26 protein-coding genes are annotated in these 22,338 nt (G+C 68.2%); 12 read left to right on the top strand and 14 right to left on the bottom strand.

Going from position 1 to position 22,338, the window contains the following annotated elements; genetic code table 11:
* Together ACIBGM_RS03750 and ACIBGM_RS03745 are read right to left on the bottom strand one after the other, a co-directional pair.
* On the bottom strand, nucleotides 1-777 hold the full coding sequence (locus ACIBGM_RS03750; protein WP_360517160.1) for a phytanoyl-CoA dioxygenase family protein: 777 nt from the start codon (nucleotides 775-777) through the stop codon (nucleotides 1-3).
* Nucleotides 778-921: 144 nt separating this feature from the next.
* On the bottom strand, nucleotides 922-1,914 hold the full coding sequence (locus ACIBGM_RS03745; protein ID WP_396384380.1) for a TolB family protein: 993 nt from the start codon (nucleotides 1,912-1,914) through the stop codon (nucleotides 922-924).
* Nucleotides 1,915-2,009: 95 nt separating this feature from the next.
* Here ACIBGM_RS03745 and ACIBGM_RS03740 point away from each other — a divergent pair, with 95 nt between their 5' ends.
* Nucleotides 2,010-2,285 carry a DUF167 domain-containing protein gene (locus ACIBGM_RS03740; protein ID WP_396384379.1) on the top strand — a complete coding sequence of 92 codons (276 nt, stop codon included), beginning with the start codon at nucleotides 2,010-2,012 and terminating at the stop codon, nucleotides 2,283-2,285.
* 228 nt (nucleotides 2,286-2,513) lie between these two features.
* Here ACIBGM_RS03740 and glgX read toward each other — a convergent pair whose 3' ends face one another.
* The 6 genes from glgX to ACIBGM_RS03710 form a co-directional block, all read right to left on the bottom strand.
* Nucleotides 2,514-4,631, bottom strand: coding sequence for a glycogen debranching protein GlgX (glgX, locus tag ACIBGM_RS03735; RefSeq protein WP_396384378.1), 2,118 nt, complete (start codon nucleotides 4,629-4,631; stop codon nucleotides 2,514-2,516).
* Entirely contained in the window at nucleotides 4,628-7,339 is a 2,712-nt protein-coding gene (locus ACIBGM_RS03730) for an MGH1-like glycoside hydrolase domain-containing protein (protein WP_396384377.1), read from the bottom strand. Before ACIBGM_RS03730 ends, glgX begins: the two co-directional genes overlap by 4 nt.
* Nucleotides 7,340-7,425: 86 nt before the next feature.
* Entirely contained in the window at nucleotides 7,426-7,593 is a 168-nt protein-coding gene (locus ACIBGM_RS03725) for a hypothetical protein (RefSeq protein WP_360517145.1), read from the bottom strand.
* Nucleotides 7,590-7,937: a GntR family transcriptional regulator gene (locus tag ACIBGM_RS03720; RefSeq protein WP_396384376.1), complete on the bottom strand. Its 348-nt coding sequence runs from the start codon at nucleotides 7,935-7,937 to the stop codon at nucleotides 7,590-7,592. Before ACIBGM_RS03720 ends, ACIBGM_RS03725 begins: the two co-directional genes overlap by 4 nt.
* A gap of 19 nt (nucleotides 7,938-7,956) precedes the next feature.
* Entirely contained in the window at nucleotides 7,957-8,820 is an 864-nt protein-coding gene (locus ACIBGM_RS03715) for a helix-turn-helix domain-containing protein (RefSeq protein WP_396384375.1), read from the bottom strand.
* A 98-nt stretch (nucleotides 8,821-8,918) separates the two neighbouring features.
* Nucleotides 8,919-9,071: a hypothetical protein gene (locus ACIBGM_RS03710; RefSeq protein ID WP_360517136.1), complete on the bottom strand. Its 153-nt coding sequence runs from the start codon at nucleotides 9,069-9,071 to the stop codon at nucleotides 8,919-8,921.
* Here ACIBGM_RS03710 and ACIBGM_RS03705 point away from each other — a divergent pair.
* The gene (locus ACIBGM_RS03705) at nucleotides 9,070-9,294 is read left to right on the top strand and encodes an Atu4866 domain-containing protein (protein ID WP_360517133.1); all 225 of its coding nucleotides are present in this window, start codon (nucleotides 9,070-9,072) and stop codon (nucleotides 9,292-9,294) included. The genes ACIBGM_RS03710 and ACIBGM_RS03705 overlap by 2 nt on opposite strands.
* Nucleotides 9,295-9,438: 144 nt before the next feature.
* On the opposite strand, the gene ACIBGM_RS03700 is transcribed toward ACIBGM_RS03705, so the two are convergent.
* Nucleotides 9,439-9,807: a hypothetical protein gene (locus ACIBGM_RS03700; RefSeq protein ID WP_396384374.1), complete on the bottom strand. Its 369-nt coding sequence runs from the start codon at nucleotides 9,805-9,807 to the stop codon at nucleotides 9,439-9,441.
* A 55-nt stretch (nucleotides 9,808-9,862) separates the two neighbouring features.
* Here ACIBGM_RS03700 and ACIBGM_RS03695 point away from each other — a divergent pair, with 55 nt between their 5' ends.
* Nucleotides 9,863-10,528, top strand: a complete 666-nt coding sequence (locus ACIBGM_RS03695; protein ID WP_360517128.1) for a helix-turn-helix domain-containing protein — start codon at nucleotides 9,863-9,865, stop codon at nucleotides 10,526-10,528.
* Nucleotides 10,525-10,953: a hypothetical protein gene (locus ACIBGM_RS03690; protein ID WP_360517125.1), complete on the top strand. Its 429-nt coding sequence runs from the start codon at nucleotides 10,525-10,527 to the stop codon at nucleotides 10,951-10,953. The genes ACIBGM_RS03695 and ACIBGM_RS03690 overlap by 4 nt, the downstream gene beginning before the upstream one ends.
* A 3-nt stretch (nucleotides 10,954-10,956) precedes the next feature.
* Here ACIBGM_RS03690 and ACIBGM_RS03685 read toward each other — a convergent pair whose 3' ends face one another.
* A complete protein-coding gene (locus ACIBGM_RS03685; RefSeq protein ID WP_360517122.1) occupies nucleotides 10,957-11,385 on the bottom strand; it encodes a hypothetical protein in 429 nt (142 codons plus the stop codon).
* An 89-nt stretch (nucleotides 11,386-11,474) separates the two neighbouring features.
* Between ACIBGM_RS03685 and ACIBGM_RS03680 the strand changes: the two genes are divergently transcribed.
* Nucleotides 11,475-12,161, top strand: coding sequence for a helix-turn-helix domain-containing protein (locus ACIBGM_RS03680; RefSeq protein WP_360517119.1), 687 nt, complete (start codon nucleotides 11,475-11,477; stop codon nucleotides 12,159-12,161).
* A gap of 28 nt (nucleotides 12,162-12,189) precedes the next feature.
* On the opposite strand, the gene ACIBGM_RS03675 is transcribed toward ACIBGM_RS03680, so the two are convergent.
* A complete protein-coding gene (locus tag ACIBGM_RS03675; RefSeq protein WP_360517116.1) occupies nucleotides 12,190-12,858 on the bottom strand; it encodes a response regulator transcription factor in 669 nt (222 codons plus the stop codon).
* Entirely contained in the window at nucleotides 12,851-13,834 is a 984-nt protein-coding gene (locus ACIBGM_RS03670; protein ID WP_396384373.1) for a sensor histidine kinase, read from the bottom strand. Before ACIBGM_RS03670 ends, ACIBGM_RS03675 begins: the two co-directional genes overlap by 8 nt.
* 299 nt (nucleotides 13,835-14,133) lie before the next feature.
* Here ACIBGM_RS03670 and ACIBGM_RS03665 point away from each other — a divergent pair, with 299 nt between their 5' ends.
* The 4 genes from ACIBGM_RS03665 to ACIBGM_RS03650 all read left to right on the top strand — a co-directional run bounded on the left by ACIBGM_RS03665 (nucleotide 14,134) and on the right by ACIBGM_RS03650 (nucleotide 18,302).
* A complete protein-coding gene (locus ACIBGM_RS03665; RefSeq protein WP_360517110.1) occupies nucleotides 14,134-14,448 on the top strand; it encodes a TraR/DksA family transcriptional regulator in 315 nt (104 codons plus the stop codon).
* 27 nt (nucleotides 14,449-14,475) lie between these two features.
* Nucleotides 14,476-15,285, top strand: a complete 810-nt coding sequence (locus ACIBGM_RS03660; protein WP_360517107.1) for a rod shape-determining protein — start codon at nucleotides 14,476-14,478, stop codon at nucleotides 15,283-15,285.
* Between the two features lie 139 nt (nucleotides 15,286-15,424).
* On the top strand, nucleotides 15,425-17,032 hold the full coding sequence (locus ACIBGM_RS03655) for a LuxR C-terminal-related transcriptional regulator (protein WP_360517104.1): 1,608 nt from the start codon (nucleotides 15,425-15,427) through the stop codon (nucleotides 17,030-17,032).
* Nucleotides 17,033-17,105: 73 nt separating this feature from the next.
* Nucleotides 17,106-18,302 carry an NAD(P)/FAD-dependent oxidoreductase gene (locus ACIBGM_RS03650; protein WP_360517101.1) on the top strand — a complete coding sequence of 399 codons (1,197 nt, stop codon included), beginning with the start codon at nucleotides 17,106-17,108 and terminating at the stop codon, nucleotides 18,300-18,302.
* Nucleotides 18,303-18,309: 7 nt separating this feature from the next.
* Here ACIBGM_RS03650 and ACIBGM_RS03645 read toward each other — a convergent pair whose 3' ends face one another.
* Both ACIBGM_RS03645 and ACIBGM_RS03640 read right to left on the bottom strand, forming a co-directional pair.
* Nucleotides 18,310-18,747 (bottom strand): ribonuclease H, encoded by a 438-nt coding sequence (locus tag ACIBGM_RS03645; protein WP_360517098.1) that lies wholly within the window; start codon nucleotides 18,745-18,747, stop codon nucleotides 18,310-18,312.
* 72 nt (nucleotides 18,748-18,819) lie between these two features.
* On the bottom strand, nucleotides 18,820-19,197 hold the full coding sequence (locus ACIBGM_RS03640; RefSeq protein WP_360517095.1) for a metalloregulator ArsR/SmtB family transcription factor: 378 nt from the start codon (nucleotides 19,195-19,197) through the stop codon (nucleotides 18,820-18,822).
* A gap of 277 nt (nucleotides 19,198-19,474) precedes the next feature.
* On the opposite strand from ACIBGM_RS03640, the gene ACIBGM_RS03635 reads away from it, so the two are divergent.
* From ACIBGM_RS03635 to pstA, 3 genes are read left to right on the top strand one after another with little or no spacing between them, the layout of a single operon-like run.
* On the top strand, nucleotides 19,475-20,443 hold the full coding sequence (locus tag ACIBGM_RS03635; protein ID WP_360517092.1) for a PstS family phosphate ABC transporter substrate-binding protein: 969 nt from the start codon (nucleotides 19,475-19,477) through the stop codon (nucleotides 20,441-20,443).
* A 2-nt stretch (nucleotides 20,444-20,445) separates the two neighbouring features.
* On the top strand, nucleotides 20,446-21,438 hold the full coding sequence (gene pstC / locus ACIBGM_RS03630; RefSeq protein ID WP_360517089.1) for a phosphate ABC transporter permease subunit PstC: 993 nt from the start codon (nucleotides 20,446-20,448) through the stop codon (nucleotides 21,436-21,438).
* Nucleotides 21,438-22,334 carry a phosphate ABC transporter permease PstA gene (gene pstA / locus ACIBGM_RS03625; protein ID WP_360517086.1) on the top strand — a complete coding sequence of 299 codons (897 nt, stop codon included), beginning with the start codon at nucleotides 21,438-21,440 and terminating at the stop codon, nucleotides 22,332-22,334. Before pstC ends, pstA begins: the two co-directional genes overlap by 1 nt.
* Nucleotides 22,335-22,338: the final 4 nt, after the last annotated feature.

Genomic DNA, 22,338 nt, shown 5'->3' with positions numbered 1-22,338 from the left:
TCAGATCGGCAGCGGATCGTAGTTGGCGCCGAACGGGGCGTCCGGCCTCGTGAACTCCCCCATCAGCGCGCGCCTCAAGGGCGTGGTGCGCTCGAGGAACTCGGGGTCGTTGCCGAAACGGTCGGCCATCCGGACCCACGGTGGGCTGTAGACGTAGTGCGTCGTGTAGCGGTCGTAGTCGCCGTCGTGGCGGAAGGTTCGATGCCAGACGCCGTTGTGGAACACCAGAGCAGCCCCGGCCTCGGCGCACACGACATGGCCGATCGCGATGTCGTCGTTGCTCTCCCGGATCGAATCAGGCAGCCCGACCCGCGAGCGGTGGCTGCCGGGAATCAGCTCCATGTTGCCCATGCCGGGCACAGTCTGATCGGTGAGCAGGTACGACACCCGGAGCTGAAGCAAGGGAACCGGGAATCCCAGGTCCTTGAACTCGAAGGCGGACGATCCGTCCTGGTGCCAGCGGCCGTTCCCCGCGTGCGCCGGCTGCATGGTGTTCCAGCCGGCCTGCAGCACGAACCGGTCGCCGAGCAGACCCTGCACCTTCGGAAGGACGTCAGGATGATCTATGAGCCGCTCCAGAACCGGCTCGCTCTCGTAGGTCCGCCCGATCTGCCCGAACTCACGGTCGCGGCTCTCGTGCAGACGCTGCGAAACGTCGTACGCCTCCGCGGCCTCGTCCTTCGTCAGGACGTTCGGAATCAGGAAGTAGCCCCACGACTCGAAGATGAAGCGGTCGGTCTCGGTCAGTCGGCCTTTGTCGACGACGGGATCGAGCATCACTGTGTCCTTTCGTTGGAACGGCTTCTCGGACCTGGCTCGCGCAACAGCCACCCCTCGAGGCAACCCGCGGATGGTGGCTCTCAGGGTTTCGCGCGTCGTGCCACCGGCGAAAGTGCCAATACCCCCGGATTGGCATCCAACTCAGGATTCGCCGGACGAGCTGGGAGTGGGTGTGCTGGCTATCGGTTGCCAGGCTGGTTGTCCGTCGAAGCCGGGGGCCTTCGCCAGGGATCGGCGGGCGCCGGTCTCGAGGTCTACGACGTAGACGTCCCATGAGCCCTCTGCGTCGGAGTAGTAGGCGAGGGACCGGCCGTCCGGCGACCAGCGCGGTCGTTCCTCCGACGCCGACTCGGCCACCACCGAGCGCTGACCGGTGCCGTCAGCGGCTACTACCGCGATGTCGAAGCCGGACGACGTCACGATGTTGTACGCCAACTGCGAGCCGTCGACCGACCAGGCCGGGTTGATGCCGCGGACCGGCTGCGGGAGGAGCGGCTGTTCGAGGCCGGTGTCCGGATCGACCGCGTGGAGCTCGGGCGCGCCGCTGCGCGTGGTCGCGAACCCGATCCGCGAACCGTCCGGCGACCACTGCGGCTTGTCGTCCAGCCCGGGCGAGTTCACCAGTTGCCGGACGGTCGACCCGTCGACGTTCATGACGAAGATGTCCCAGTCCCCGTCCCTGTTGGAACTGAAGGCCAATCGACGTCCGTCCGGTGACCAGCTCGGGTAGAAGTTCGCGGCCGCGTCGCGGGTGATCTGCGTCAGTCCCGTCCCGTCCTGGGAGATGAGGTAGATGTCGCTCGCTTGCGGCGACCCTGCGTTGAAGGCCAGCCGTCGGCCGTCCGGCGACCAGGACGGGTGCGAGACCGGCGGGAGCGCGCCGGTCAGCCGCCGCACGTTCGAGCCGTCCGCCTGCATCAGGTAGAGCGCGTCGACGCCGTCACGATCGGAGACGAAGGCAATCAGCCCACCCGCGTTCGAGGCCGGCGGCTGTGGCAGCCCAGGCGGCGACGACGCCTGCTGCGACGCCTCGGGTTCGGGCGTCGACGACGTGCACCCGCCGAGCGCCGCACAGCCGAGGATCCCGGCCAACAGCGCGCCGCTGACCAGCCGCTGCCCGTGGACTGCCCACACGTCCTGAGCGTCACGGCCGATGCGACGGACCGCCAAGCAGCGGCCCGCTTCCGTGTCCGAATCGTTGCGGACAGACGGCGGGCGAGAATGGGGCCGTGAGGATCCTGCTGCGCGTCAAACCGGGTGCGTCCCGAACCGCCGTCGGCGGCCGATACGACGGTGCATCCGGTCCGGCCCTGGTGGTCGCGGTGTCGGCCCGTCCGGTGCAGGGCCAGGCGACGAAGGCGGTCCTGGAGGCGGTCGCAACGGCGTTCGGCGTACGGCGCTCGGCCGTCACGCTGGTACGCGGCGCGGCCAGCCGGGACAAGCTGGTCGAGATCGACGGCGACGACGCGGACCTTCAGCCCAGACTCGAAACCCTCCTCGGCTGAAGCACGATCATAGTTCCGCGATCCGGACGCCGTTGTCACATTCCGGCGGGGTACGTCGTCGTACTGATGAGCGCATCACACCACCAGCAGCCCGAGGAGGCGAGACCGATGCGTCAAGTCTTGATTCGACCAAGGCCAACACGAACCTTCAGGCGCAGACGCCTCAAAGCCCTCGACCTCCGCACCCCGTCAGGCCGCCCCCTCCCGTTCTGACACTTGGTGTCCTCGTCAGTGGTGGGCGTGTAGGAGGACGATCGAGCGGGGGTTGACCGGGACGTGGTCGCCGGCGGTGAGGTCGTCCGTGGGTGTGGTGCCGTCGAGTTCGTAGGTGTCGATCTCGCGGGTCCACGTCTTGCCGGTCTCGGTCGCCGGTACGACGAAGTCGAGCGGCTCCCACCAGGCGTTGACCAGGATCAGGAAGTCGTCGTCGACCATCAGGGATCCGTCCGGGGCCCGATCGGGTGCGTCGTCGCCGTCGAGGTAGAGCGCGATGCTCCGCGCGCCCGGGTCGGCCCAGTTCGCCGCAGTCATCTCGGTGCCGGCCGGGGTGAACCACCGAAGCTCCCCGGCCTCCACACCGGTGAGGAACCGGCGCCGCCGGAACACCGGATGGTCCCGGCGCAGCGCGATGAGCTTCTTGGTGAACGCTGCCAACCGCTCGTCCGATGTGGACCAGTCGAACCAGCTGATCGCGTTGTCCTGGCAGTACGCGTTGTTGTTCCCCTGCTGGGTCCGGCCGAGCTCGTCGCCGCCGAGCAGCATCGGTATCCCGAACGACAGCATCAGCGTCGTGAGCATGGCACGGCTCTGCCTGGCTCGTAGGTCCAGGATCAATTGATCGGTGGTCGGCCCTTCGACTCCGCAGTTCCACGAGCGGTTGTCGTTGCTGCCGTCGGCGTTCGCCTCGCCGTTCGCCTCGTTGTGCTTGGCGTCGTACGAGACGAGATCGGCCAGCGTGAAGCCGTCGTGAACCGTGATCAGGTTGACCGAGGCGGTCGGGCGCCGGCCTGCCACGGAGTACAGGTCGGACGAACCGCTGAGCCGGGAGGCGAACTCGCCGATCAGGCCGGGGTGGCTGCGCCAGAAGTCGCGCATCACGTCGCGGTACCGGCCGTTCCACTCACTCCACAGCGGCGGGAAGCGGCCGAGGTCGTAGCTGTCGGCCTGCCCGACGTCCCACGGCTCGGCGATGAGCTTGGTGCGGGAGACCACCGGGTCCTGCGAGATCAGGTCGAAGAACGCCGCCATCCTGTCGAAGCTGCCGTCCTCGCGCGCCAGTGTCGGCGCCAGGTCGAAGCGGAAGCCGTCGACCCGCATCTCGGTCAGCCAGTAGCGCAACGAGTCCATGATCAGCTGAAGGCTGACCGGGCTGTCGGCGTTGAGCGAGTTGCCGGTGCCCGTCGTGTCCACGTAGAACCGCAGGTCGTCCGGGGCCAGCCGGTAGTACGCCGGATTGTGCAGTCCGCGGTGGCACAGCGTCGGGCCGAGGTGGTTCCCCTCGGCGGTGTGGTTGAAGACCACGTCGAGGATGACCTCGATACCGGCGCCGTGGAGCGTGTCGACCATCGCCTGGAACTCGGCGACCTGCTGGTCGGGCCGACCGGCCCGGACCGCGGCGGAGTAGCCGGCGTGCGGCGCGAAGTACCCGATGGTGTTGTAGCCCCAGTAGTTGGTCAGGCCGCGTTCGACCAGGAACCGCTCGGGCACGCTCTGGTGCACCGGAAGCAGCTCCACGGCAGTCACCCCGAGATCGACAAGATGTGCGACCGCGGCCTCGTGAGCGAGTCCGGCGTACGTGCCCCGCAGCGGCTCCGGTACGGCGGGGTGCGTGGCCGTGAATCCTTTGACGTGGACCTCGTAGATGATCGTGTCGGCGTACGAGTAGGCCGGTCGGGGACGGTCGCTCCAGTCGAAGGAACTGTCCACCACCAGGCTCCGGGGGACGTGTCCGGCCGAGTCCAGCATGCTCGGGGCCTCGACCTCGTCGGTCGCGTAGCCGAGCAGTTCCGGCCCGAACCGCACTCCGCCGTCAACGGCTCTCGTGTAGGGGTCGAGCAGCAGCTTCGCCGGGTTGCAGCGTAGACCTCGACGCGGTTCGTACGGTCCGGTGGCCCGGTAACCGTAGGCCTGACCGGGCCGCACACCGGGCAGGAAACCGTGCCAGATGTCGCCATCGCGTTCCAGCAGCGGAATCTGGGTCTCCTTGCCGTCGGAGTCGAACAGGCACAAGAGCACACCATCGGCCGCCGATGCGACGGCGAAGTTCGTGCCGTCCGGCCCGGGGGTCGCGCCGAGTGGGGCGGCCGCGCCGGGCAAGGCGAGCGGGGTGGAGACCTGCGTAGTCATGATCGCTCACCCATCCCGCGGAGCACGTCGCCGATGGACTGGACCGACCCGTGCCGGCGCCGGATCAGATCGGCGACCAGACCGGTCCAGCCGGTCTGATGCGCGGCGCCCAGACCAGCCCCGTTGTCGCCGTGGAAGTACTCGTGGAACATCAGGTTGTCCTTCCAGTTCGGGTCGTGCTGCAGCCGGTCGACGCCACCGAAGCAGGGCCGCCGGCCGTCCGGGCCGACGAGGAAGATCGACACCAGCCGGGCGAACAGATCGTCGGCGATGGCGTCGAGAGCGAGCCGCCGGCCCGATCCGGTGGGGTACTCGAGCTTCAGGTCGGCGCCGAAGAAGCGGTGGTAGCGCAGTACGGCGGTGGCCGCCAGGAAGTTCAGCGGGAACCAGACCGGCCCGCGCCAGTTCGAGTTGCCGCCGAACATGTCGGTGGTCGACTCGGCCGGCTCGTAGTCCACCGTGGCGCGGATCCCCTCCACCTCCAGCGTGTACGGGTGGTCGCGGTGGAACGCGGAGATCGAGCGCAGACCGTACGGCGACAGGAACTCGGCCGGATCGAACAGCCTGTCGAACAGGCGGAGTACCTGGTCGACCCCGACGGTGCCCATCAGCAGGCGCTGCTGCCCGGCCTCGCCCCGAAGTACGCCGGCCGCCGCCAGGCTCTCGCGGTCGCGCAGCCCCTGGCGCTCGAGGAACTCGGCGAACTGCTTGCCCGGGGCAACGGCTCTCGCGAGGAGCTGGTCGTCGATCACGGCGACCGCCAGCAGCGGGATGATGCCGACCATCGAGTGCACCTTCACCGGTACGACGCCGCCGCCGCGGGTGACGATCCGGTCGTAGAACAGGCCGTCGTACTCGTCCCACATCCCCTGCTGCGACATCGCCGCGCGAATCGAGGCGAAGTGCTCGAGGAACTTGTGGACCAGGTCGCGCGCCGGCCGGTGGCCGGTCCGGTTCAGGATCGCCGCGATCGTCGTCATGGCCAGCGCGTACGCCGCCATCCAGCCGGTGGCGTCGGACTGTTCGAGCACGCCGCCGACCGGCAGGTGCGAACGGTCCAGCGGGCCGATGTTGTCCAGCCCGAGGAACCCGCCCTCGAACAGGTTCGACCCGTCGGCGTCCTCCCGGTTGACCCACCAGGTGAAGTTGATCAGCAGCTTGTCGAAGATCCGGCTGAGGAAGTCGAGGTCGCGGCCGCCGTCGATGGCGAAGACCTCCAGGGCCGCGAACGCCTGCACCGGCGGGTTCACGTCGCCGAAGTCCCACTCGTAGGCCGGCAGCGCGCCGTTCGGGTGCTGGAACCACTCGCGGCACACCAGCAGCAGTTGATCCTTGGCGAACCCCGGATCGACGTGCGCGAGCGCGATGCAGTGGAAGGCGAGGTCCCAGGAGGCGAACCAGGGGTACTCCCACTTGTCCGGCATCGACATCACGTCGAAGGCGTTGAACGTGCGCCACCGGTGGTTCCGCCCGGTGTGCCGCGAGGCGGGCGGCACCGGCTGTCCCGGGTCGCCGTCCAGCCAACGGGCAACGTCGTAGTAGTAGAGCTGCTTGCTCCACAGCATCCCGGCGAAGGCCTGCCGCATCACCATCGCCTCGTCGGGCGAGGCAGCCGCCGGAGTCAGCTCGGCGTAGAACTCGTCAGCCTCCGCATGCCGGGTCCTGAGGACCTCCTCGTACTCCGGTCCGAGGGCGGTTGCGAGGTCCGCACCTGATCCGGCGGGACGCAGCCGCAGTCGCAGCTCCGCGGTCGCGCCCGGTGCGACGTCCACGCGGTACCAGGCCGCGCACTTGGTGCCGCGCTGCGCGGGATCGACGGTCGGCGCACCCGTCACGACGTGGTCGTTGATCCCGTCCTTGGGGTACGTCGTCGACCCCGCGACGCCGTACAAGCGCTGGGTGTTGGTCTCGTTCTCACAGAACAGGAGCCTCGGCGCGGTCCCGTCCGGACCCGGTGCCGTCAGCAGCTCCAACTCACCCAGGGACGGGTGCGACGCGCGCACGGTCAGGTCACCCGTCGCGGCGAGCTCGGGCCGTGGAGCACCCGTGCTCCACGACCACGTGTTGCGGAACCAGACCGTCGGCAGGACGTGCAGCGTCTCCGCGGCGGGTCCTGCGTTCGTGACCTGGACCGACATCAGCACATCGGTCGGGCTCGCCTTCGCGTACCGCACCTCGACGATCCAGTACCGGTCGTCGTCGAACGCGCCGGTGTCGAGGAGTTCGTACTCCGCATCGAGTTTGCCGCGCCGTCCGTTCTCGGCTCGCAGGTCTTCGTACGGGAACTCCCGCTGCGGATAGTGGTAGCGCCACCGGTTCCAGGCGTGGCTCGGCACGGCGTCGCAGTACCACCAGTAGTCCTTCACGTCCTCGCCGTGGTTCGCCTCCGCACCGGTGAGCCCGAACGGCCGCTCCTTGAGGATCGGGTCGCGCCCGTTCCACAACGCCAGCCCGAGGCACAGCCGTTGCTCGATGTCGCTGAACCCGGCCAGTCCGTCCTCGCCCCACCGGTACGCCGTCGCACGGGCCCGGTCGTGCGAGAGGTAACCCCACGCCTCGCCGTCGGCGCTGTAGTCCTCCCGCACGGTGCCCCACTGACGCTCGCTGAGGTACGGACCCCAGAGATACCAATCGCTGCGCTGCGACGCCGGACTGTCGCCCGCCATTCGCTCGCGCTCGGCTCCGTGCGTGGGTGGCTGTGTCGTCACGCGATCCTCCCGGCGATGGCGATCGGGCAAGGCACCGCCCATTGTTCGCCGCCGGGCCACCCCCCACCTCGTCTGCAGCTGGTGATTCAGACCTGTTCCACCCGCCGACCGTTGTCGAGCTCGACTGTCACCGCCGGGCCGTTGCGAACCGTCAGACCCAACGGCACGAGCAGTGCGGTGGTCAGCCAGATCATCGGCCAGTTGGTCACCCGGCCAGTGAGGACGGTGCCTGCACCGAGGGTGTGCTCGCTCATGTCAGCTCCTTCACGAGGTGCAGCAGATCATCACGGTCCATGCCGTGCCGGCGCCCGAGGGCAATGAGCCGCCGGGCCGCATCGATGACGGCTTCTTCCGTCTGTTTCGCTCGCGCGACGCGCACGCCGCGGCCACGGCGGAAGTCGAGGATGCCGTCGTCGCGTAGTGCTCGGTACGCCGCCAGCACCGTGTTGCGGTCGACACCCAAGGCCTCGGCCAGCTCGGCGGCCGGTGGCAAGGCGTCGCCGACAACCAACTCCCCGGCCCCGATCCCGCGCCGGACCGCCGCCACGATCTGATCGCGCAGCGGCTCCAGCGAGTCGTGATCTATCTGCCAGTGCATAGTGCTAATGAAGCTAGCACTATGCACCTGATCCGCCAAGCAGGCTGAGCGCGGCTTCGGAGGGCGAACCAGCTTCCACCGTGTAAATGATCAGTGTCTGGTCGGGGTCGTCGGGCATTCTCAACGACTCGAAGTCGAGGACCAGCCCGCCGACCAGCGGGTGGTTGAGGACCTTGCGACCGTGGCTCCGCTCCCGCACCTCGTGGTCCGCCCACAACCTGCGGAAGGTCTCACTCTTCGCCGACAGTTCACCGACCAGGCGGGCGATCTCCGGGTCCTCAGGATGGTTGCCGGCGTTGACTCGCAGGTGCGCCAGGGTGTCGCGGGCCTTGCCGGCCCAGTCGGCGAACAGGGCGCGCATGTCGTCGTCGAGAAAGATCAGCCGCGCCCAGTTCCGCTCCACCAAGGGAAGCCGCGCGAAGTCGGTGAACAGCGCACACGCGTGCCGGTTCCAGGCCAGGACGTCCAGTCGGCGGTCGACGACGTACGCCGGGGATGTCTCGGCCATGTCGACCAGCCGCTGCACCCCAGGCCGCACCTGATCCCGCCCGGCACCGGCTCCCGGCCGCGGCAGCACGGGCCTGGCGAGATTGCGCAGGTAGTTCCGTTCGTGATGATCGAGCCGGAGTACGCCGGACACCGCATCGAGCACCTCGGTGGAGACATTCTGAGTTCGGCCCTGCTCCAGCCGTACGTAGTAGTCCACGCTGATCCCGGCCAGCTGGGCCAGTTCCTCGCGGCGTAGACCCGCCACCCGCCGGCGACCGCCCAGGTTCCGCAGCCCGACGTCCTCGGGCTTGAGACGCGCCCGCCGGCTACGCAGGAACTCGGTGAGCTCCATGCGCTTGCTCAAGGCAACGGTACGACGGTGCGACGTGCTCAAGGGTGGTTCCTCCAGTACCTAGGTTGCGCGAATCCAGGAAAAGCAGGGCTCTCGTTCGGGCGTCGCAGCCGTGGAAGCCTCGTCGCCATGAACTCGAATCACGTCGCCCTGCTACTGATCGCCGTACTCGGGCTGACTGCCTGCTCGTCAACCGACACCAGCTCAACGGCTGCGCCGGCCGAGACCTCCACATCGTCGACACCATCCATGACGCCGACGCCCTCGGCATCCGCAACCAGCCCTCGCACCATGTCCCTGACGGGCGCCTGGGCGACCGCGGACGGCAATCTGCGGATCGACTTCAAGGCCGACGGAACCTTCGAGGAGAACCTGGGCGGCACCACGTACGACGGCCGCTACACGGTTGCCGGGTCGATGCTGACCTTGACCACCAGCTCAGGAATCACCACCGACGGAACGATCGCCACCGACCACCTGCAAATCAGCACCTACGAACTCCGCCGCGCTTCCTGACACCTTGTCTTCGCAGTCATGCCGGCGACGCTAAACCTTCGACCGCACTCCAACGCAAGCCCGACAACGGTGGGGCTGGGGTGCTGGGCCGGGTCGGCACTGGGAGTGGGTAGTCCGCCCCACTGTCGGGTGCCGACCCGGCTGTCATTTGTCGGAGCGGGTTCTGATCTGCATGCCGGGGCGACGGCGGTGCACTGTCAGATAGGACATGCCGGCTGCGCCTGCGGTGAGGTCTCGGGTCGAACCATGAGGCAGCCAGACGAGGCTGCCGGTCGCGACCGGTTGCGAGCCTTCCGGCGTACCCATGGATCCGTCGCCGGCGACCACGACGAGTACGACGTCCAGGTCCGGCTCGACGTGGGTGTCGACTCGCCGGCCGGCCGGGAGATGCACCAGGTTCGCGTCGAGCTGACGACCCGGCTCCGACAAAGCCCAGCGAGCACCGGAGGGAATCTGCGAGTCCTCGGCCAGCGCCTGAAGGTCTGCGAGCACACGAACTCTGGGTTCCTCCACAGCAGCGCCTCCCCCTCTCTTCTCCAACTATTATTACATGTGCTATTGGTATTAAATGCAAGCGACCGGACAGGACAGCGGGCAGAACCCGCGGCGCACTGCAGTGCTCCAAGCGGTGCGTACGGCGGATGGCCCGGTCGGCGTCGTCGAGATTGCCGAGCGGACCGATCTCCACCCGAACACAGTGCGCTTCCACCTCGACGCGCTCACCTCCCAAGGCGTCGTCGAACGAACCCTCGACGAGCCATCGGGCCGCGGCCGCCCGCGCACCGTCTACTCGGCCCGCCCCGGTATGGATCGGGCCGGGCGACGGCAATACCGCTTGCTGTCCGAGATCCTGCTCGGCCGGCTCGCAGCAACCGAAGGCGAATCCGGCGCCGAGGATGCCGGACGCGCGTGGGGCCGGCACCTGATCGAGCAGCTCCCGCCGTTCCGCACGCCCGGCCGTCCGGAGGCCACCCGACGACTGGCCGCGATGATGGACGATCTCGGCTTCGCTCCCGAGTACGCCGGCGAGTCGCCGGACCGGATCAGGCTGCGGCACTGCCCCTTCCTCGAACTCGCCGAGGAGTACTCGTCCACGTTGTGCCCGCTCCACCTCGGCCTGATGCAAGGCGCGCTCACCGAGATCCGCGCCCCGATCACAGCGACCGACCTCGAGCCGTTCGCCGAGCCCGATGCCTGCGTGGTCCACCTCCGAGCAAGCCGGAAGGAAGCATGAACAGCCAATCAGTCGCCGTCGCGACCGCGGTCGTGTTCCTTTGGCTCGGGATGGTGCTCGCGATCTCGTTCCTCGAAGCGCCGCTCAAGTTCCGGGCCCCCGGTGTCACGATTCCGCTCGGGCTCGGCATCGGCCGGATCGTCTTTCGAGCACTCAATCGCATCGAGATCGCTTGGGCGCTGGTCGCGCTCGCAGCCGTGGCCACCGGTGCCCCGACCGCCGGCGTGGCAGCACTCACCGGTGTCGTGGTCGCCGTTCTCGCCGTACAACTCATCGCCATCCGGCCGAAGCTCAACCGCCGCTCGGACCGAATCCTCGCCGGCGAGAACCTGCCACGCTCGACCCTCCACCTGTACTACGTCGCCCTCGAGACGACCAAGGTCGCCGCACTCGCGACCCTGGGCGTCACGCTCTCCCTCACCTGACGATCACGAGCCGCGCGCGGCTGAGGTGTACTTCGTCGCGAGGCGGGACAGTGCAAGGGCGGCGACCAGCAGGCCGAAGTCGCGAAGGGCGACGTCGTAGAAGCCTGGAATGGTCAGCAGGTTGACGATGATGCCGGCGAGCCAGGCCGCGACGAGCAGGCCGCCGTACCGCGGCACCACGGCGACGGCGATCCCGGCCACGATCTCGATGACACCTACGGCGTACATCGCGTCCTGTGCCGTGCCCGGAACGATGCCGTCGATCCAAGAGGCCAGGTAGCCGGGCCAGTCGGTCAGCAGGTTCGCGAACTTGTCCAGCCCGAACAGGATCGGCGCCACCGTGAAGACCGTTCGCAGCGCCAGAAAGGCCTGGTAGGCCGGGTCGGACAGCGCGCGGCTGGGTGTGCCGGTGTTCGGCAGCTCGGTAGTCATCGCCATCAGCTCCTTCTAAAATAGATCTATATTGACTTTAGAAGCCATTCCAGGTTTTAGTCAACGGTGCTTAGCTTTAGAATGTGGTGATGGACGAGACCCGGGCAGCGCGGATCGCCGCGGTGGCCGCGTTGGAGGAGCCGACGCGGCGGCGGCTGTACGAGTACGTCGTACGTCAGGCCGCCCCAGTCACCCGGGACGAAGCTGCCGCGGAGCTCGGTCTCGCCCGGGCCACTGCGGCGTTCCATCTCGACCGACTGGCTGACGAGGGCCTCTTGGCAGTCGTCTTCGAGCGCCGTACCGGCCGCTCCGGCCCGGGAGCGGGTCGGCCGTCGAAGCTCTACTGTCGGTCTGACCGACAGATCGAGGTGTCACTGCCGGACCGTCGCTACGAACTCGCCGGACGCCTGCTGGCCGCCGCCATCGAAGACAATGAGGCCACCGGTGAGCCGTCAGGAGCAGCTCTCAACCGGCGCGCCCGCCAACTGGGCAGCCAACTCGCCGCCGGCCGTACCGTGGCGACCGGCTCCGGCGAGGTGCTGCGCATCCTCGAAGAGCACGGTTTCGAGCCGAGAGTTCAAGTAGACGAAATCGTCCTCGGCAACTGTCCCTTCCACGCACTCGCGCAGCAGCACACGACGCTGGTCTGCGCGATGAACCTCTGCCTGATCGAAGGTCTCTTGACCGGCCTTCACGCGACCGAATTGCAGGCCCGCCTCGAGCCTGAGCCCGGCCAGTGCTGTGTCCGCCTCACGCGCTCCCCTGCATCCAGTTGACACGCCCGGCCAACCAGCATCCGGCCGGTCAGGGTTCGATCAGGCCGGCGCGGATCGCGTAGCGGGTCAACTCGAGGCGGTCACGCAGACCGAGCTTCTGCAGCATGTTGGCTCGGTGCCGTTCGACGGTCTTGACGCTGATGAACAGCATCTCGGCGATCGCCTTCGACGAGTGCCCTTCCGCCACCAGTTTGAGCACTTCCTCCTCGCGAGCGGTCAGCACCTGTTCGGGGAGGTCCTGCCCGTCGCGGACACGGTTCAGGTAGTTGCGGATCAACGCCTTGACCGCGCCCGGATAGAGGAACGGCTCGCCGCGCATCGCCGCCCGGCAGGCCTCCACCAGGTCCCGGTCGGCGACCGACTTCAGGACGTAACCAGCGGCCCCGGCCTTCAGCGCCTGGAAGAAGTACTGCTCGTTGTCGTACATCGTCAGCATCAGAATGCGCAGCTCCGGCCGATCGGCCGAAAGTTCCCGCGCGGCCTGGAGACCTGTCATCCGCGGCATGGCCACGTCGAGGATCGCGAGGTCGATCCCGCCCGCTCGCGCCAGGTCGACGGCTTCCTTGCCGTCGGACGCTTCGGCGACCACCGTCAGGTCGGGTTCACCGTCCAGAATGAGCCGAACGCCTCGACGTACCAGCGCATGGTCGTCGGCCAGCAGGATGCGGGTGCGGGTGGTGCCACCTGGTTCAGACACGGTCGGCCCCCGCGGCTCCGACAGGCACCACAAGACTCAACTCGGTGCCTGCGTCCGGCCCGGCACCGAGGTCGAGCGCCGCACCGACCAAGAGCGCGCGCTCGCGCATCCCTCTGATCCCCGCCCCTTCGTGACTGAGCCCGAGTCCCCGGCCGTCATCGCGAATGCAGAGGCGCACGGAGGTTTCGTCATGGCTCAGCCGTACGTCGATCCGGGTGGCGTCGGCGTGCCGCGCAACGTTCGTCAGTCCTTCCTGCGCGACCCGGTAGAGCACCAGTTCGGTGGGCGCATCCAGCGGCGGCAGGCCCGGCTGGAAACGGTGATGGATCAGCAGCCCGGTGTGGGTGGACAGTTCCTCGGCCAGCGCCGCCAGAGCGCTGACCAGGCCGAGGTCCTCGAGCACACCTGGCCTCAGCCGGTGAGCGAGTCGACGTACCTCGTCCAAACTCGCGCGAGTCGTCTCCTGAGCATGCTGCAGGTCGGCGCGCACCTCCGGCTCGGTCACGCGATCGGCTGCCCGCTTGAGCTCGAGCAGCACTGCCGTGAGGCTTTGACCGACTTCGTCGTGCAACTCCTGCGCGATCCGGCGTCGCTCCGATTCCTGCGCCGACAGTGCCCGCGCGCTGCTGGTTGCGCGCTCGGCCTCCAGCCGCGCGAGCATGTCGTTGAAGGCTCGGATCAACTGCGACACGCCACCCTGCCCCGCGATCGGCAGACGCTGACCGGGCCGGAGAAGATCGACAGTCGCCATCCGCCGGGTCAACCGGTCCAGTGGAGCCAACCCGACCTGCAGCAGTACGGCGTTGGCCACCAGCATCACCGCCAGGCCGCCCACGAGAACGACCGCTTCGGTGAACAGGACCGGCACCGACACCGTGACCGGCGCCCAGAGCAGCAGCGCCGTCGCAGCCGCGAGCACCATCGCGTTCAGACCGAAGATCCGCCAGAACAACGGCACCGGACCGGGCCTGTTCATCACTGTCACCGCTACTCCACAAACTCTCTGCAGGCGGCCGAATTGCCTACCGTACAGCGTGCCCCCAGCCGCCAAGTCGACGCGGTGGCAGGCAGCCACCGGTCGCGGTCGCCTACAGCCCGATCACCCGCCGAAATGGGTGCCAGGCCCGATGGTGAACCTCCCGGCCGTCGGTCATGGTGGGTGGCACGACGCAGTCACCAGCCTGATGCGTCCGACGCCGGCCGGCGTGCGCGAACACCTCCTCGCGCACGCCGGCTCTCATCATTCCCGAGCAGTTCGAAAGGACCCGGATCCAGATGACCACGGATGTGGGCCGGACCCAGCACCTCGCCCAGCACGAGGCACGGCAGCGCCTCGAACACGAACGCAGTTCGCGGCTCGCTCAGCTCCGCGCGATCGAGGACAGCGCCCCGCACGCGGACGCGGACCTCCAGGCGGCCCAGACGGCGGCAATCCGACGCGTTCTCGAGGAGATCGACGCCGCGGGGCAGCGCCTCGCGGACGGATCGTACGGAACGTGCAAGAGCTGCCACGGGATCATCCCCGTCGAACGGCTGGAGATCCTCCCCTACGTCGCCCTCTGCGTCAGCTGCCAGCAGCGCTCCCTCTGAGCTGCCATCCGTGCAGAGAGGATCACGATGATCGAGCTGCCAGGCCTGGGGGCCGCCTTGCGCCGTCGTGGTTCCCGGGGCAGCCCGGGGCTCGCGCTGGATCTCGGTAGCGCCCGAACCCGGGCCTGGATACCCAGCCTCGGCCTGGTCGCGGACGCACCGACAATCGCGTGTCCACCCGACGTCCTCGGCTACCCCGTTCGCCGGGGCAGCATCGCCGACGCCGCGGTGGCAGCCCGGCTGCTCGCCCGGCTGCTGAGCCGCCACGTTCCGCCGACGCAGCGGCCGGAGCTGGTCGTCATGACCCTTCCTGTGCTGTCGAGCGACGCTGACCGCAGCGCGGCCCTGGCCGCCGTCGAGATACTCCGGCCACGCGCTGTGCTCACCATCGACACCGTCCGAGCGGCTGCCCTCGGAGCCAAGGCCGATCTCACCGAACCTCTGCTCGTGATCGACCTCGGCGCCGACCTGACCGAGGTAGGGGTCCTGGGCAACGACTCGATTCTCGAAGCACGCCGCGTCCCGCTCGGTACCAGCGACTTCGGCTCGATCACAGCTGACGATCTCGTCGACTCGACCTGCGCAATGGTGACCGACCTCCTGCATCAGAACTGCGGTCCCCAGGTAGTCGACGCACTCGACCGAGGTCCCCTCCTCACCGGCGGCGGCGCTCTGCGACCGGCCATCACCTGTCGCATCGCCGAGCGACTGTCGTGCTCGATCCGTACCGCGTTCGCGCCGCAGACCATCGCCGTACGCGGCGCCTGCGCAGCTCTCCTCGCCGCCGGCCGCCACCCAGGCACCGTCGGACGGCTGACAGAACCCCGTGACAGGTAGGTCGTCGGCTCAGTGGACGTTGCCGTTCGCAACGCAGGCGACGACATGCTGAACCGCGTCCAGACCAAGACCTCGCACCCGGCGGGGGGTTGACCGGTGAGCTTTTGGCGCATGCACTTGCTGGAGGGGTGATCAGGACATGGCCGCCGAGCTCATCGCAGAAGGACGAGCGGCGTTGCGCAGGGGCGACGCAGTCTCGGCGCGGGCTGCTCTCGAGCAGGCCGGGCGTGGCCCGGAGGTCCTGGAGGTCCTGGCTTCGGCGTCGTTCGTACTGCTCGAGTACGACCGCTCACTCCACGAGATGGAGACGGCGTACGCCGGATACCGGGCAGCCGGGGACGGCGCCGGCGCAGCCCGGGTCGCCCGGATGCTCGGCGGGATGCACGGGTCCACCTCCGGCGACTGGGCGGTGGCCAGCGGCTGGATCGCGAGGGCGAAGACGTTGCTGAGCGACCTCCCCGACAGCAACGAGCGCGGCTGGGTTGCGCTGACGGAAGGCATGTTCGACGGCGACCGCGCACGCAAGAACGCCGACTTCCGGCTGGCCGTCGAGATCGGCCGCCGTACCGAGGATGCTGACTTGACCTTCGCGGCCCTGGCCTATCTCGGCGCGAGCCTGGTGCACGACGACCGCACCGAGGAGGGCATGCTGCTGCTCGACGAAGCCTGCGCCGCCGTCGCCGGCGCTGAGGTCGACAGCTTCCTGGTCGTCGAAGAGATCTTCTGCCAACTCTTCTCGGCCTGCGAACACGCCCACGACGTAACGCGTGCCGACCAATGGATCAGGATCGGTGAGCAGGTCGCCGAGCGCCGTCGGCTCCCTGCGGTGAGCGCTTACTGCCATACCCACTACGGCGGCATCCTCACCGCCGCCGGTCGCTGGCCGGAGGCCGACGCGGCGCTGACCGCGGCCGTGCGGCTGTGGGCCCTCGGGCGGCGAACCTTGAAGGCCGGCGCACTCGCCCGACTCGCCGACCTGCGCGTGAGACAAGGCAGGTACGACGAGGCAGCAGCACTCCTGGACGGACTGACCGACGACGACTCGGTCCAGCCTCGCGCAGCGCTGCACCTCGCACGCGGCGAGTACGCCGTCGCGCTCGACTTGCTCGAACACGCGGCACACCGCGCCGACCCTCGGACCAGCTCATGCCTGCCGCTGCTGGCCCTGCTCGCCGATGCACAACTGGCAGCCGGCCAAGATCCGCAGCCAACGATCGAGGCGATGGCCGCCTGCGCGGACCTGCACCCGTCGCCGTACGCGAACGCGTTGGTTGCCCTCGCCCACGGTCGAGCCGGACACGGCGACCCGAAGCGCTGGCTTCGGGACGCACTCGACGGCTTCAACCGGTCCCAGCTCCCGCTCGAGGCGAGCCTGTGCCGTTTGGACCTCGCCCGCGCCTGCAGCCACGACAACCCCGAAGTCGCCATCGCGGAAGCCAGGAACGCACTCCGCAGCTTCGAAATGCTCGAAGCGGCACGGTACGTCGACGCGGCGACCGCCGTACTGCGTCAGCTCGGCCAGAAGGTCCGCCCACCGGCCCCGTCCGGCAACCCGCTCAGCCGTCGCGAGGAGGATGTTCTCCGGTTGCTCGGAGCCGGACTGTCGAACCCGCAGATCGCCGAGCGGCTCTTCATCAGCCGGAAGACCGTCGAGCATCACGTCGGCAACATCCTGGTCAAACTCGGCCTGCGCAACCGCGCCGAGGCCGCCGCCTACGCCGTCCGCCGGGAACCCGCCGCGAAATAGGGGAGCTCCCCGATACCGGATCCGCCTCCGCCGGGGACGGTGGTGCTGAACCACCCGACCAGGAGGATCCATCATGTACGACGCCATCGTCATCGGCACCCGGGCCGCGGGCGCACCGACCGCCATGCTGCTGGCTCGCAAGGGCTACCGCGTCCTCGCCGTCGACCGCGCGACGTTCCCCAGCGACACTCTGTCGACCCACATCATCCACGCACCCGGCGTGGCCGCACTGCACCGCTGGGGCCTGCTCGATCGGCTCACGGCCACGGGATGCCCACCGATCACGCAGTACTCCTTCGATTTCGGACCGGTCGTCATCAGCGGGACCACCCTGCCGGTCGACGGCATCGACACCGCCTACGCACCGCGTCGTACCGTCCTCGACAAGCTACTCGTCGACGCCGCACGCGAAGCTGGAGTCGAAGTACGCGAGGCCTGCAACGTCGACGAGGTGCTGATCGAAGACGGCAGGGTGACTGGCATCCGATCTGGCGACAGAGAAGCGCGGGCGCACATCGTGATCGGCGCGGACGGCCGCAACAGCAAGGTCGCCAAAGCCGTCGGCGCGCAGGACTACAACACCAAGCCACGGCTGCAGTACGCCTACTTCACCTACTTCAGCGGCCTGCCGGTCAGCGGTTTCGAGACCTACATCCGTCCGGACCGCGGATTCGGCGCCGCGCCGACGAACGACGGCCTGACGATGGTGGTGCTGGGCTGGCCGCACGCCGAAGCACAGGCGTTCAAAGCCGATGTCGCCGGCAACTTCTACCGGACCCTCGACCTGGTGCCGTCGTTCGCGGCCCGGCTCGGCGCCGCGAAGCAGGAAGCGCCCTTCCTCGGCGGTTCCGTGCCCGGCTGGTTCCGCACACCCTATGGCGATGGCTACGCACTCGTCGGCGACGCCGGCTACAACAAGGACCCGATCACGGCCCAGGGAATCACTGACGCCTTCCACGACGCCGAACGCTGCAGCAACGCGGTCGACGACTGGCTGGGCGGCGGCAAGCCCTTCGAGGACGTGATGGGCACCTGGCACCAGGAACGCGACGCCCAGGCGACGCCGCTGTACGAGTTCACCGCCCAACTGGCCACCCTCGAACCAGCACCCGCGGCGATGCAGCAACTCCTCGGTGCCATCCAGGGCAACCAGGACGCAATGGACGGGTTCGTCAGCGTGATCTCGGGCGCACTCTCTCCCACAGACTTCTTCGCCGAGGGCAACGTCCGACGAATCCTCGCCGAAGCCTCGGCGTCTCCCACACGCTGAATCCAGGTCAGTGCGGTGGGAAGCAGGCGGCCACGGCCAGGCGATCGACGAAGTCGTTCATCTCGTGGCCGGAATGGCCCTTGACCCAGTGGAAGGCGACGTTCCTGCGCTCGGTCACCAACTCCACCAGCGGCTCCCAGAGGTCCCTGTTGGCGACCGGCTTCTTGGCCGAGGTGAGCCACCCTCGCTCGAGCCAGCCGGCATGCCACCTGTCGCGGAAGCAGTTGACGACGTAGGTCGAATCCGACACGACCAGCAGCGGACCGTCATTGGCCCGCACCGCCTCGAGGGCGGCACGGATCTCCATCCGCTGGTTCGTGGAGGCAGCCTCGTGACCGGCCGCGAACTCGCTCGTCGACAGCGCCCAGGCCCAGCCGCCAGGTCCAGGGTTGCCCGAGCAGGCACCGTCGGTGAACACCGTGCGCGCGCCGACAGGGACTGTCATATCCGCCGGACGAGGACGGCGAGCGCGAACTGGAGGCATCAGAGCTAGATCGTACTGCGCTGGGCCGGGGCGCTAGCGCTCGTTCTGGAGGAAGCTCGGGCCGGGGAGCAAGGCGCGAAGGGTTTGGAGCTGGTCCGGCACGATCGAGTACCAGGACCACAGTCCTCGCTTCTCACGGGCCAGAATCCCTGCCGTGACGAGGATCTTCAGGTGGTGGCTGATCGTCGGCTGGCTGAGCTCCAGCGGCTCGGTCAGATCGTTGACACAGGCCTCGCGGTTCGCACTCGACTCGATCATCGCCAAGAGCTGCAGGCGGGTCGGATCCGAGAGTGCCTTCAGGACAACAGCCAGGCGTTCGGCTTCATCGCGGTCGATCGCGACACCGGCCACTTGCTGAGCGCCGTCGCCACTGGCCGCGCCGGCTGCCGCGGCGCTTCGACGGGGGCTCACCTCAGCAGTGTAGATCGTGCGATTGCCCGGTGCTGACAGCTGCCCAGGCCTCCAGTCACTGCGTGACCGCCAGGTGAACGTCGTACCGGGACTGCGGAGCGGGGCCGGCCCATCACATCCGGCTTGCATTACATCGACATTCGTCTATATGGAGCCTGGTGCTCACCGTTTGTTCACCTGGCGTTTACATCGAACTTCTTCGATCTAGTTGTCACATGAACGTGCGACAGCTCGCCGCGCCCCGGATTCGCGGGGCCCAACTCAGGAGGGGTGCCCGGTGGTCATCCGCCCGGTCAAGCACTTGCGTTACCTCGCCGTTTCGACGGCTGCGCTGCTAGCCCTGTCAGCCTGCGGCGGTAGCAACAACGAGAATTCCGGGGAAGGCGGCAGCGGCGAGGCGTTGTCTGGCCAGGTGGTCGTCGACGGCTCGAGCACGGTCGAGCCGCTCACTGCGGCCGCGGGCGAGCTGTTCAAGGAGGAGCAGAGCGGCGTCGACGTCGCTGTCGGCACCTCCGGCACCGGCGGCGGGTTCAAGAAGTTCTGTGCCGGTGAGACCGACATCTCCAACGCCTCCCGGCCGATCAAGGACGAGGAGAAGGCGCTGTGCGACAAGAGCGGCGTCAAGTTCTCCGAGCTCCAGGTCGCCAACGACGCGCTCACGGTGGTCGTCAACAAGGACAACGACTGGGTCGACTGCCTCACCGTCGCCCAGCTGAAGAAGATGTGGGAGCCCGGCTCCAAGGTCAAGACCTGGAACCAGGTCGACCCCAAGTTCCCGAACGAGCCGCTCCCCCTGTACGGCGCCGGCTCGGACTCCGGCACGTTCGACTACTTCACCGCTGAGATCAACGGCGAGGAAGGGGCCAGCCGGACCGACTACAACCCGACCGAGGACGACAACGTGACGGTCCAGGGCGTGTCCGGTGCCAAGGGTGCTCTCGGGTACTTCGGCTTCTCCTACTACGAGGAGAACGCGGACAAGCTCAAGGCGCTGAAGATCGACGGCGGCAAGGGCTGCGTCGAGCCGTCGGTGGCCACCGCCCAGGACGGCACCTACACGCCGCTGGCCCGCCCGCTGTTCATCTACCCGTCGGACAAGGGGCTGCAGAAGAAGCAGGTCCTCGGGTTCGTCGAGTTCTACCTCGAGAACAACCAGGAGATCGTCGAGGCGGCCAAGTTCGTGCCGCTGACGGACGCCCAGAAGGCGACCGCGAAGTCCGAACTGGACAAGCTGAAGGCCCAGTGACCATGCCGGACCCAACGGCAGCTACGGCGACGGGTGCCGCCACCGGGGGGCGGGGGCATCCGCCTGTCTGGCGCGGGCCTGCGGTCGACCTGACACAGCAAGACCCCCGGCGTGGCGAGCGATTCATCAAAGCAACGATGGTCACGGCGGCCTGGCTGTCCGTCGCAGTCACCATCGGGATCGTGGTGTCACTGCTGGCCCCAACGGTCACCTTCTTCACCCACGTCGGGCCCGGAGACTTCCTCTTCGGCACCGAGTGGACCGCAGGGTTCGGCAACAAGTTCAGCTGGACCGACAAGGCGTGGGGCGTGATGCCCCTGGTGGCCGCCACCTTGATCGTGACACTGATCGCCCTGGCCGTCGCAGTACCGCTGGGGCTCGGCGCGGCGATCTACCTGAGCGAGTACGCCTCCGAGCGGGTCCGCAAGGTGCTCAAGCCGGTGCTCGAGGTGCTGGCCGGCATCCCCACCGTGGTCTACGGATTCCTGGCGCTGACCATCTTCACGCCGATCCTCGGGAACCTGGTGCAGTTCGACACGATCCACAACCTGCTCTCGCCGGGCATCGTGATGGGCTTCATGATCGTTCCGACGGTCGCCTCGCTGGGCGAGGATGCGATGTCCGCCGTCCCCCTGGCGCTGCGGCAGGGCTCCTACGCGCTGGGCGCGAACCGGATGAAGACCACCCTGCGGGTGGTGTTCCCGGCCGCGTTGTCCGGGATCGTCGCGGCGATAGTGCTCGCGTTCTCCCGCGCGGTCGGCGAGACGATGATCGTCACCATCGCGGCCGGCAGCCGCGCCGAGCTGACCTTCGACCCGCGCGAAGGCGCCCAGACCATGACCGGCTTCATCGCCCAGGTCGCCAGTGGCGACGCACCCCAGGGCTCGCCGGTCTACTACTCGTTGTTCGCCGTGGGCGCCTTGCTCTTCGCGATCACCTTCCTCATCAACCTGGCCAGCATTCGTCTGGTGCGCAAGTACAGGCAGGCCTACTGATGACCACAGCCAGCGCGACCCAAGCGCCGACCCTGACCCGCGGACGGAGCAAGGACAGGATCGCCTCGACCGTGTTCGCCGCAGTCCTGTGGGCCTGTCTGGCACTGATCTGCGTCTTCCTGTTCTTCGTCCTGGCCGTGATCGTGCAGAAGGGCCTGGCTCGGCTCGACGGGAACCTGATCGCCAACCAGCCGTCGAAGATCAGGCCCGTGACCGCAGGCGTCCAGTCCGCGCTGCTCGGCACGCTGTGGGTCGGCGCGATGACTGCCCTGATCGCGATGCCGCTCGGCATTGCGGCCGCCATCTACCTGGAGGAGTACGCGAACCCGGCGAGGTGGTGGAACCGGGCGATCGAGCTCAACATCCAGAACCTGGCCGCGGTGCCGGCGGTCATCTACGGCATCCTCACCCTCGGCTTCGTGGTCCGAGGCCCGATCTCCGTCGGCGGCGTCGTGATCGCGGGCGGTGTCGCGCTGGCTCTCCTGATCCTCCCGGTCATCATCATCACGACCAGGGAGGCGATGCGTGCTGTGCCCCGGGAGATCCGCGACGGCTCGCTCGCCCTCGGCGCCACCGAGTGGCAGACGACCTGGAAGCAGGTGCTGCCCGCTGCCGTGCCCGGAATCGCCACCGGCTCGATCCTCGCGATGTCGCGGGCGATCGGCGAGGCGGCACCGCTGATCCTGGTCGGCGCCACCACCTTCGTCACGTTCAACCCGGACGGCCTGCTGTCGAAGTACACGACCTTGCCGGTGCAGATCTACAACCTCGTTCCGCAGGACCGCGACGCGTTCCGCGACCTCGCGTACGCCGCCATCCTGCTGCTCATCGTCGTCCTGCTGGCCATGAACGCCGTCGCGATCTGGCTGCGCAACCACTACCAGCGCCGCTGGTGACATG

The organism is Kribbella sp. NPDC050470 (assembly GCF_044458365.1).
Classification (GTDB): domain Bacteria; phylum Actinomycetota; class Actinomycetes; order Propionibacteriales; family Kribbellaceae; genus Kribbella.
The sequence above is the reverse complement of the archived record's forward strand: the minus strand, read 5'-3'. Positions and strand labels throughout refer to the sequence as shown.

Excerpts from the sequence above, each read along its gene's own strand:
- ACIBGM_RS03650 (WP_360517101.1), top strand. The coding sequence starts at position 17,106 with ATGTACGACGCCATCGTCATCGGCACCCGGGCCGCGGGCGCACCGACC.
- ACIBGM_RS03660 (WP_360517107.1), top strand. The coding sequence starts at position 14,476 with ATGATCGAGCTGCCAGGCCTGGGGGCCGCCTTGCGCCGTCGTGGTTCC.
- ACIBGM_RS03690 (WP_360517125.1), top strand. The coding sequence starts at position 10,525 with ATGAACAGCCAATCAGTCGCCGTCGCGACCGCGGTCGTGTTCCTTTGG.
- ACIBGM_RS03685 (WP_360517122.1), bottom strand. The coding sequence starts at position 11,385 with ATGACTACCGAGCTGCCGAACACCGGCACACCCAGCCGCGCGCTGTCC.
- ACIBGM_RS03695 (WP_360517128.1), top strand. The coding sequence starts at position 9,863 with ATGCAAGCGACCGGACAGGACAGCGGGCAGAACCCGCGGCGCACTGCA.
- glgX (WP_396384378.1), bottom strand. The coding sequence starts at position 4,631 with ATGACTACGCAGGTCTCCACCCCGCTCGCCTTGCCCGGCGCGGCCGCC.
- ACIBGM_RS03750 (WP_360517160.1), bottom strand. The coding sequence starts at position 777 with ATGCTCGATCCCGTCGTCGACAAAGGCCGACTGACCGAGACCGACCGC.
- ACIBGM_RS03705 (WP_360517133.1), top strand. The coding sequence starts at position 9,070 with ATGTCCCTGACGGGCGCCTGGGCGACCGCGGACGGCAATCTGCGGATC.
- ACIBGM_RS03655 (WP_360517104.1), top strand. The coding sequence starts at position 15,425 with ATGGCCGCCGAGCTCATCGCAGAAGGACGAGCGGCGTTGCGCAGGGGC.
- pstC (WP_360517089.1), top strand. The coding sequence starts at position 20,446 with ATGCCGGACCCAACGGCAGCTACGGCGACGGGTGCCGCCACCGGGGGG.
- ACIBGM_RS03710 (WP_360517136.1), bottom strand. The coding sequence starts at position 9,071 with ATGGTGCGAGGGCTGGTTGCGGATGCCGAGGGCGTCGGCGTCATGGAT.
- ACIBGM_RS03725 (WP_360517145.1), bottom strand. The coding sequence starts at position 7,593 with ATGAGCGAGCACACCCTCGGTGCAGGCACCGTCCTCACTGGCCGGGTG.
- pstA (WP_360517086.1), top strand. The coding sequence starts at position 21,438 with ATGACCACAGCCAGCGCGACCCAAGCGCCGACCCTGACCCGCGGACGG.
- ACIBGM_RS03670 (WP_396384373.1), bottom strand. The coding sequence starts at position 13,834 with ATGAACAGGCCCGGTCCGGTGCCGTTGTTCTGGCGGATCTTCGGTCTG.
- ACIBGM_RS03665 (WP_360517110.1), top strand. The coding sequence starts at position 14,134 with ATGACCACGGATGTGGGCCGGACCCAGCACCTCGCCCAGCACGAGGCA.
- ACIBGM_RS03645 (WP_360517098.1), bottom strand. The coding sequence starts at position 18,747 with ATGACAGTCCCTGTCGGCGCGCGCACGGTGTTCACCGACGGTGCCTGC.
- ACIBGM_RS03680 (WP_360517119.1), top strand. The coding sequence starts at position 11,475 with ATGGACGAGACCCGGGCAGCGCGGATCGCCGCGGTGGCCGCGTTGGAG.
- ACIBGM_RS03720 (WP_396384376.1), bottom strand. The coding sequence starts at position 7,937 with ATGCACTGGCAGATAGATCACGACTCGCTGGAGCCGCTGCGCGATCAG.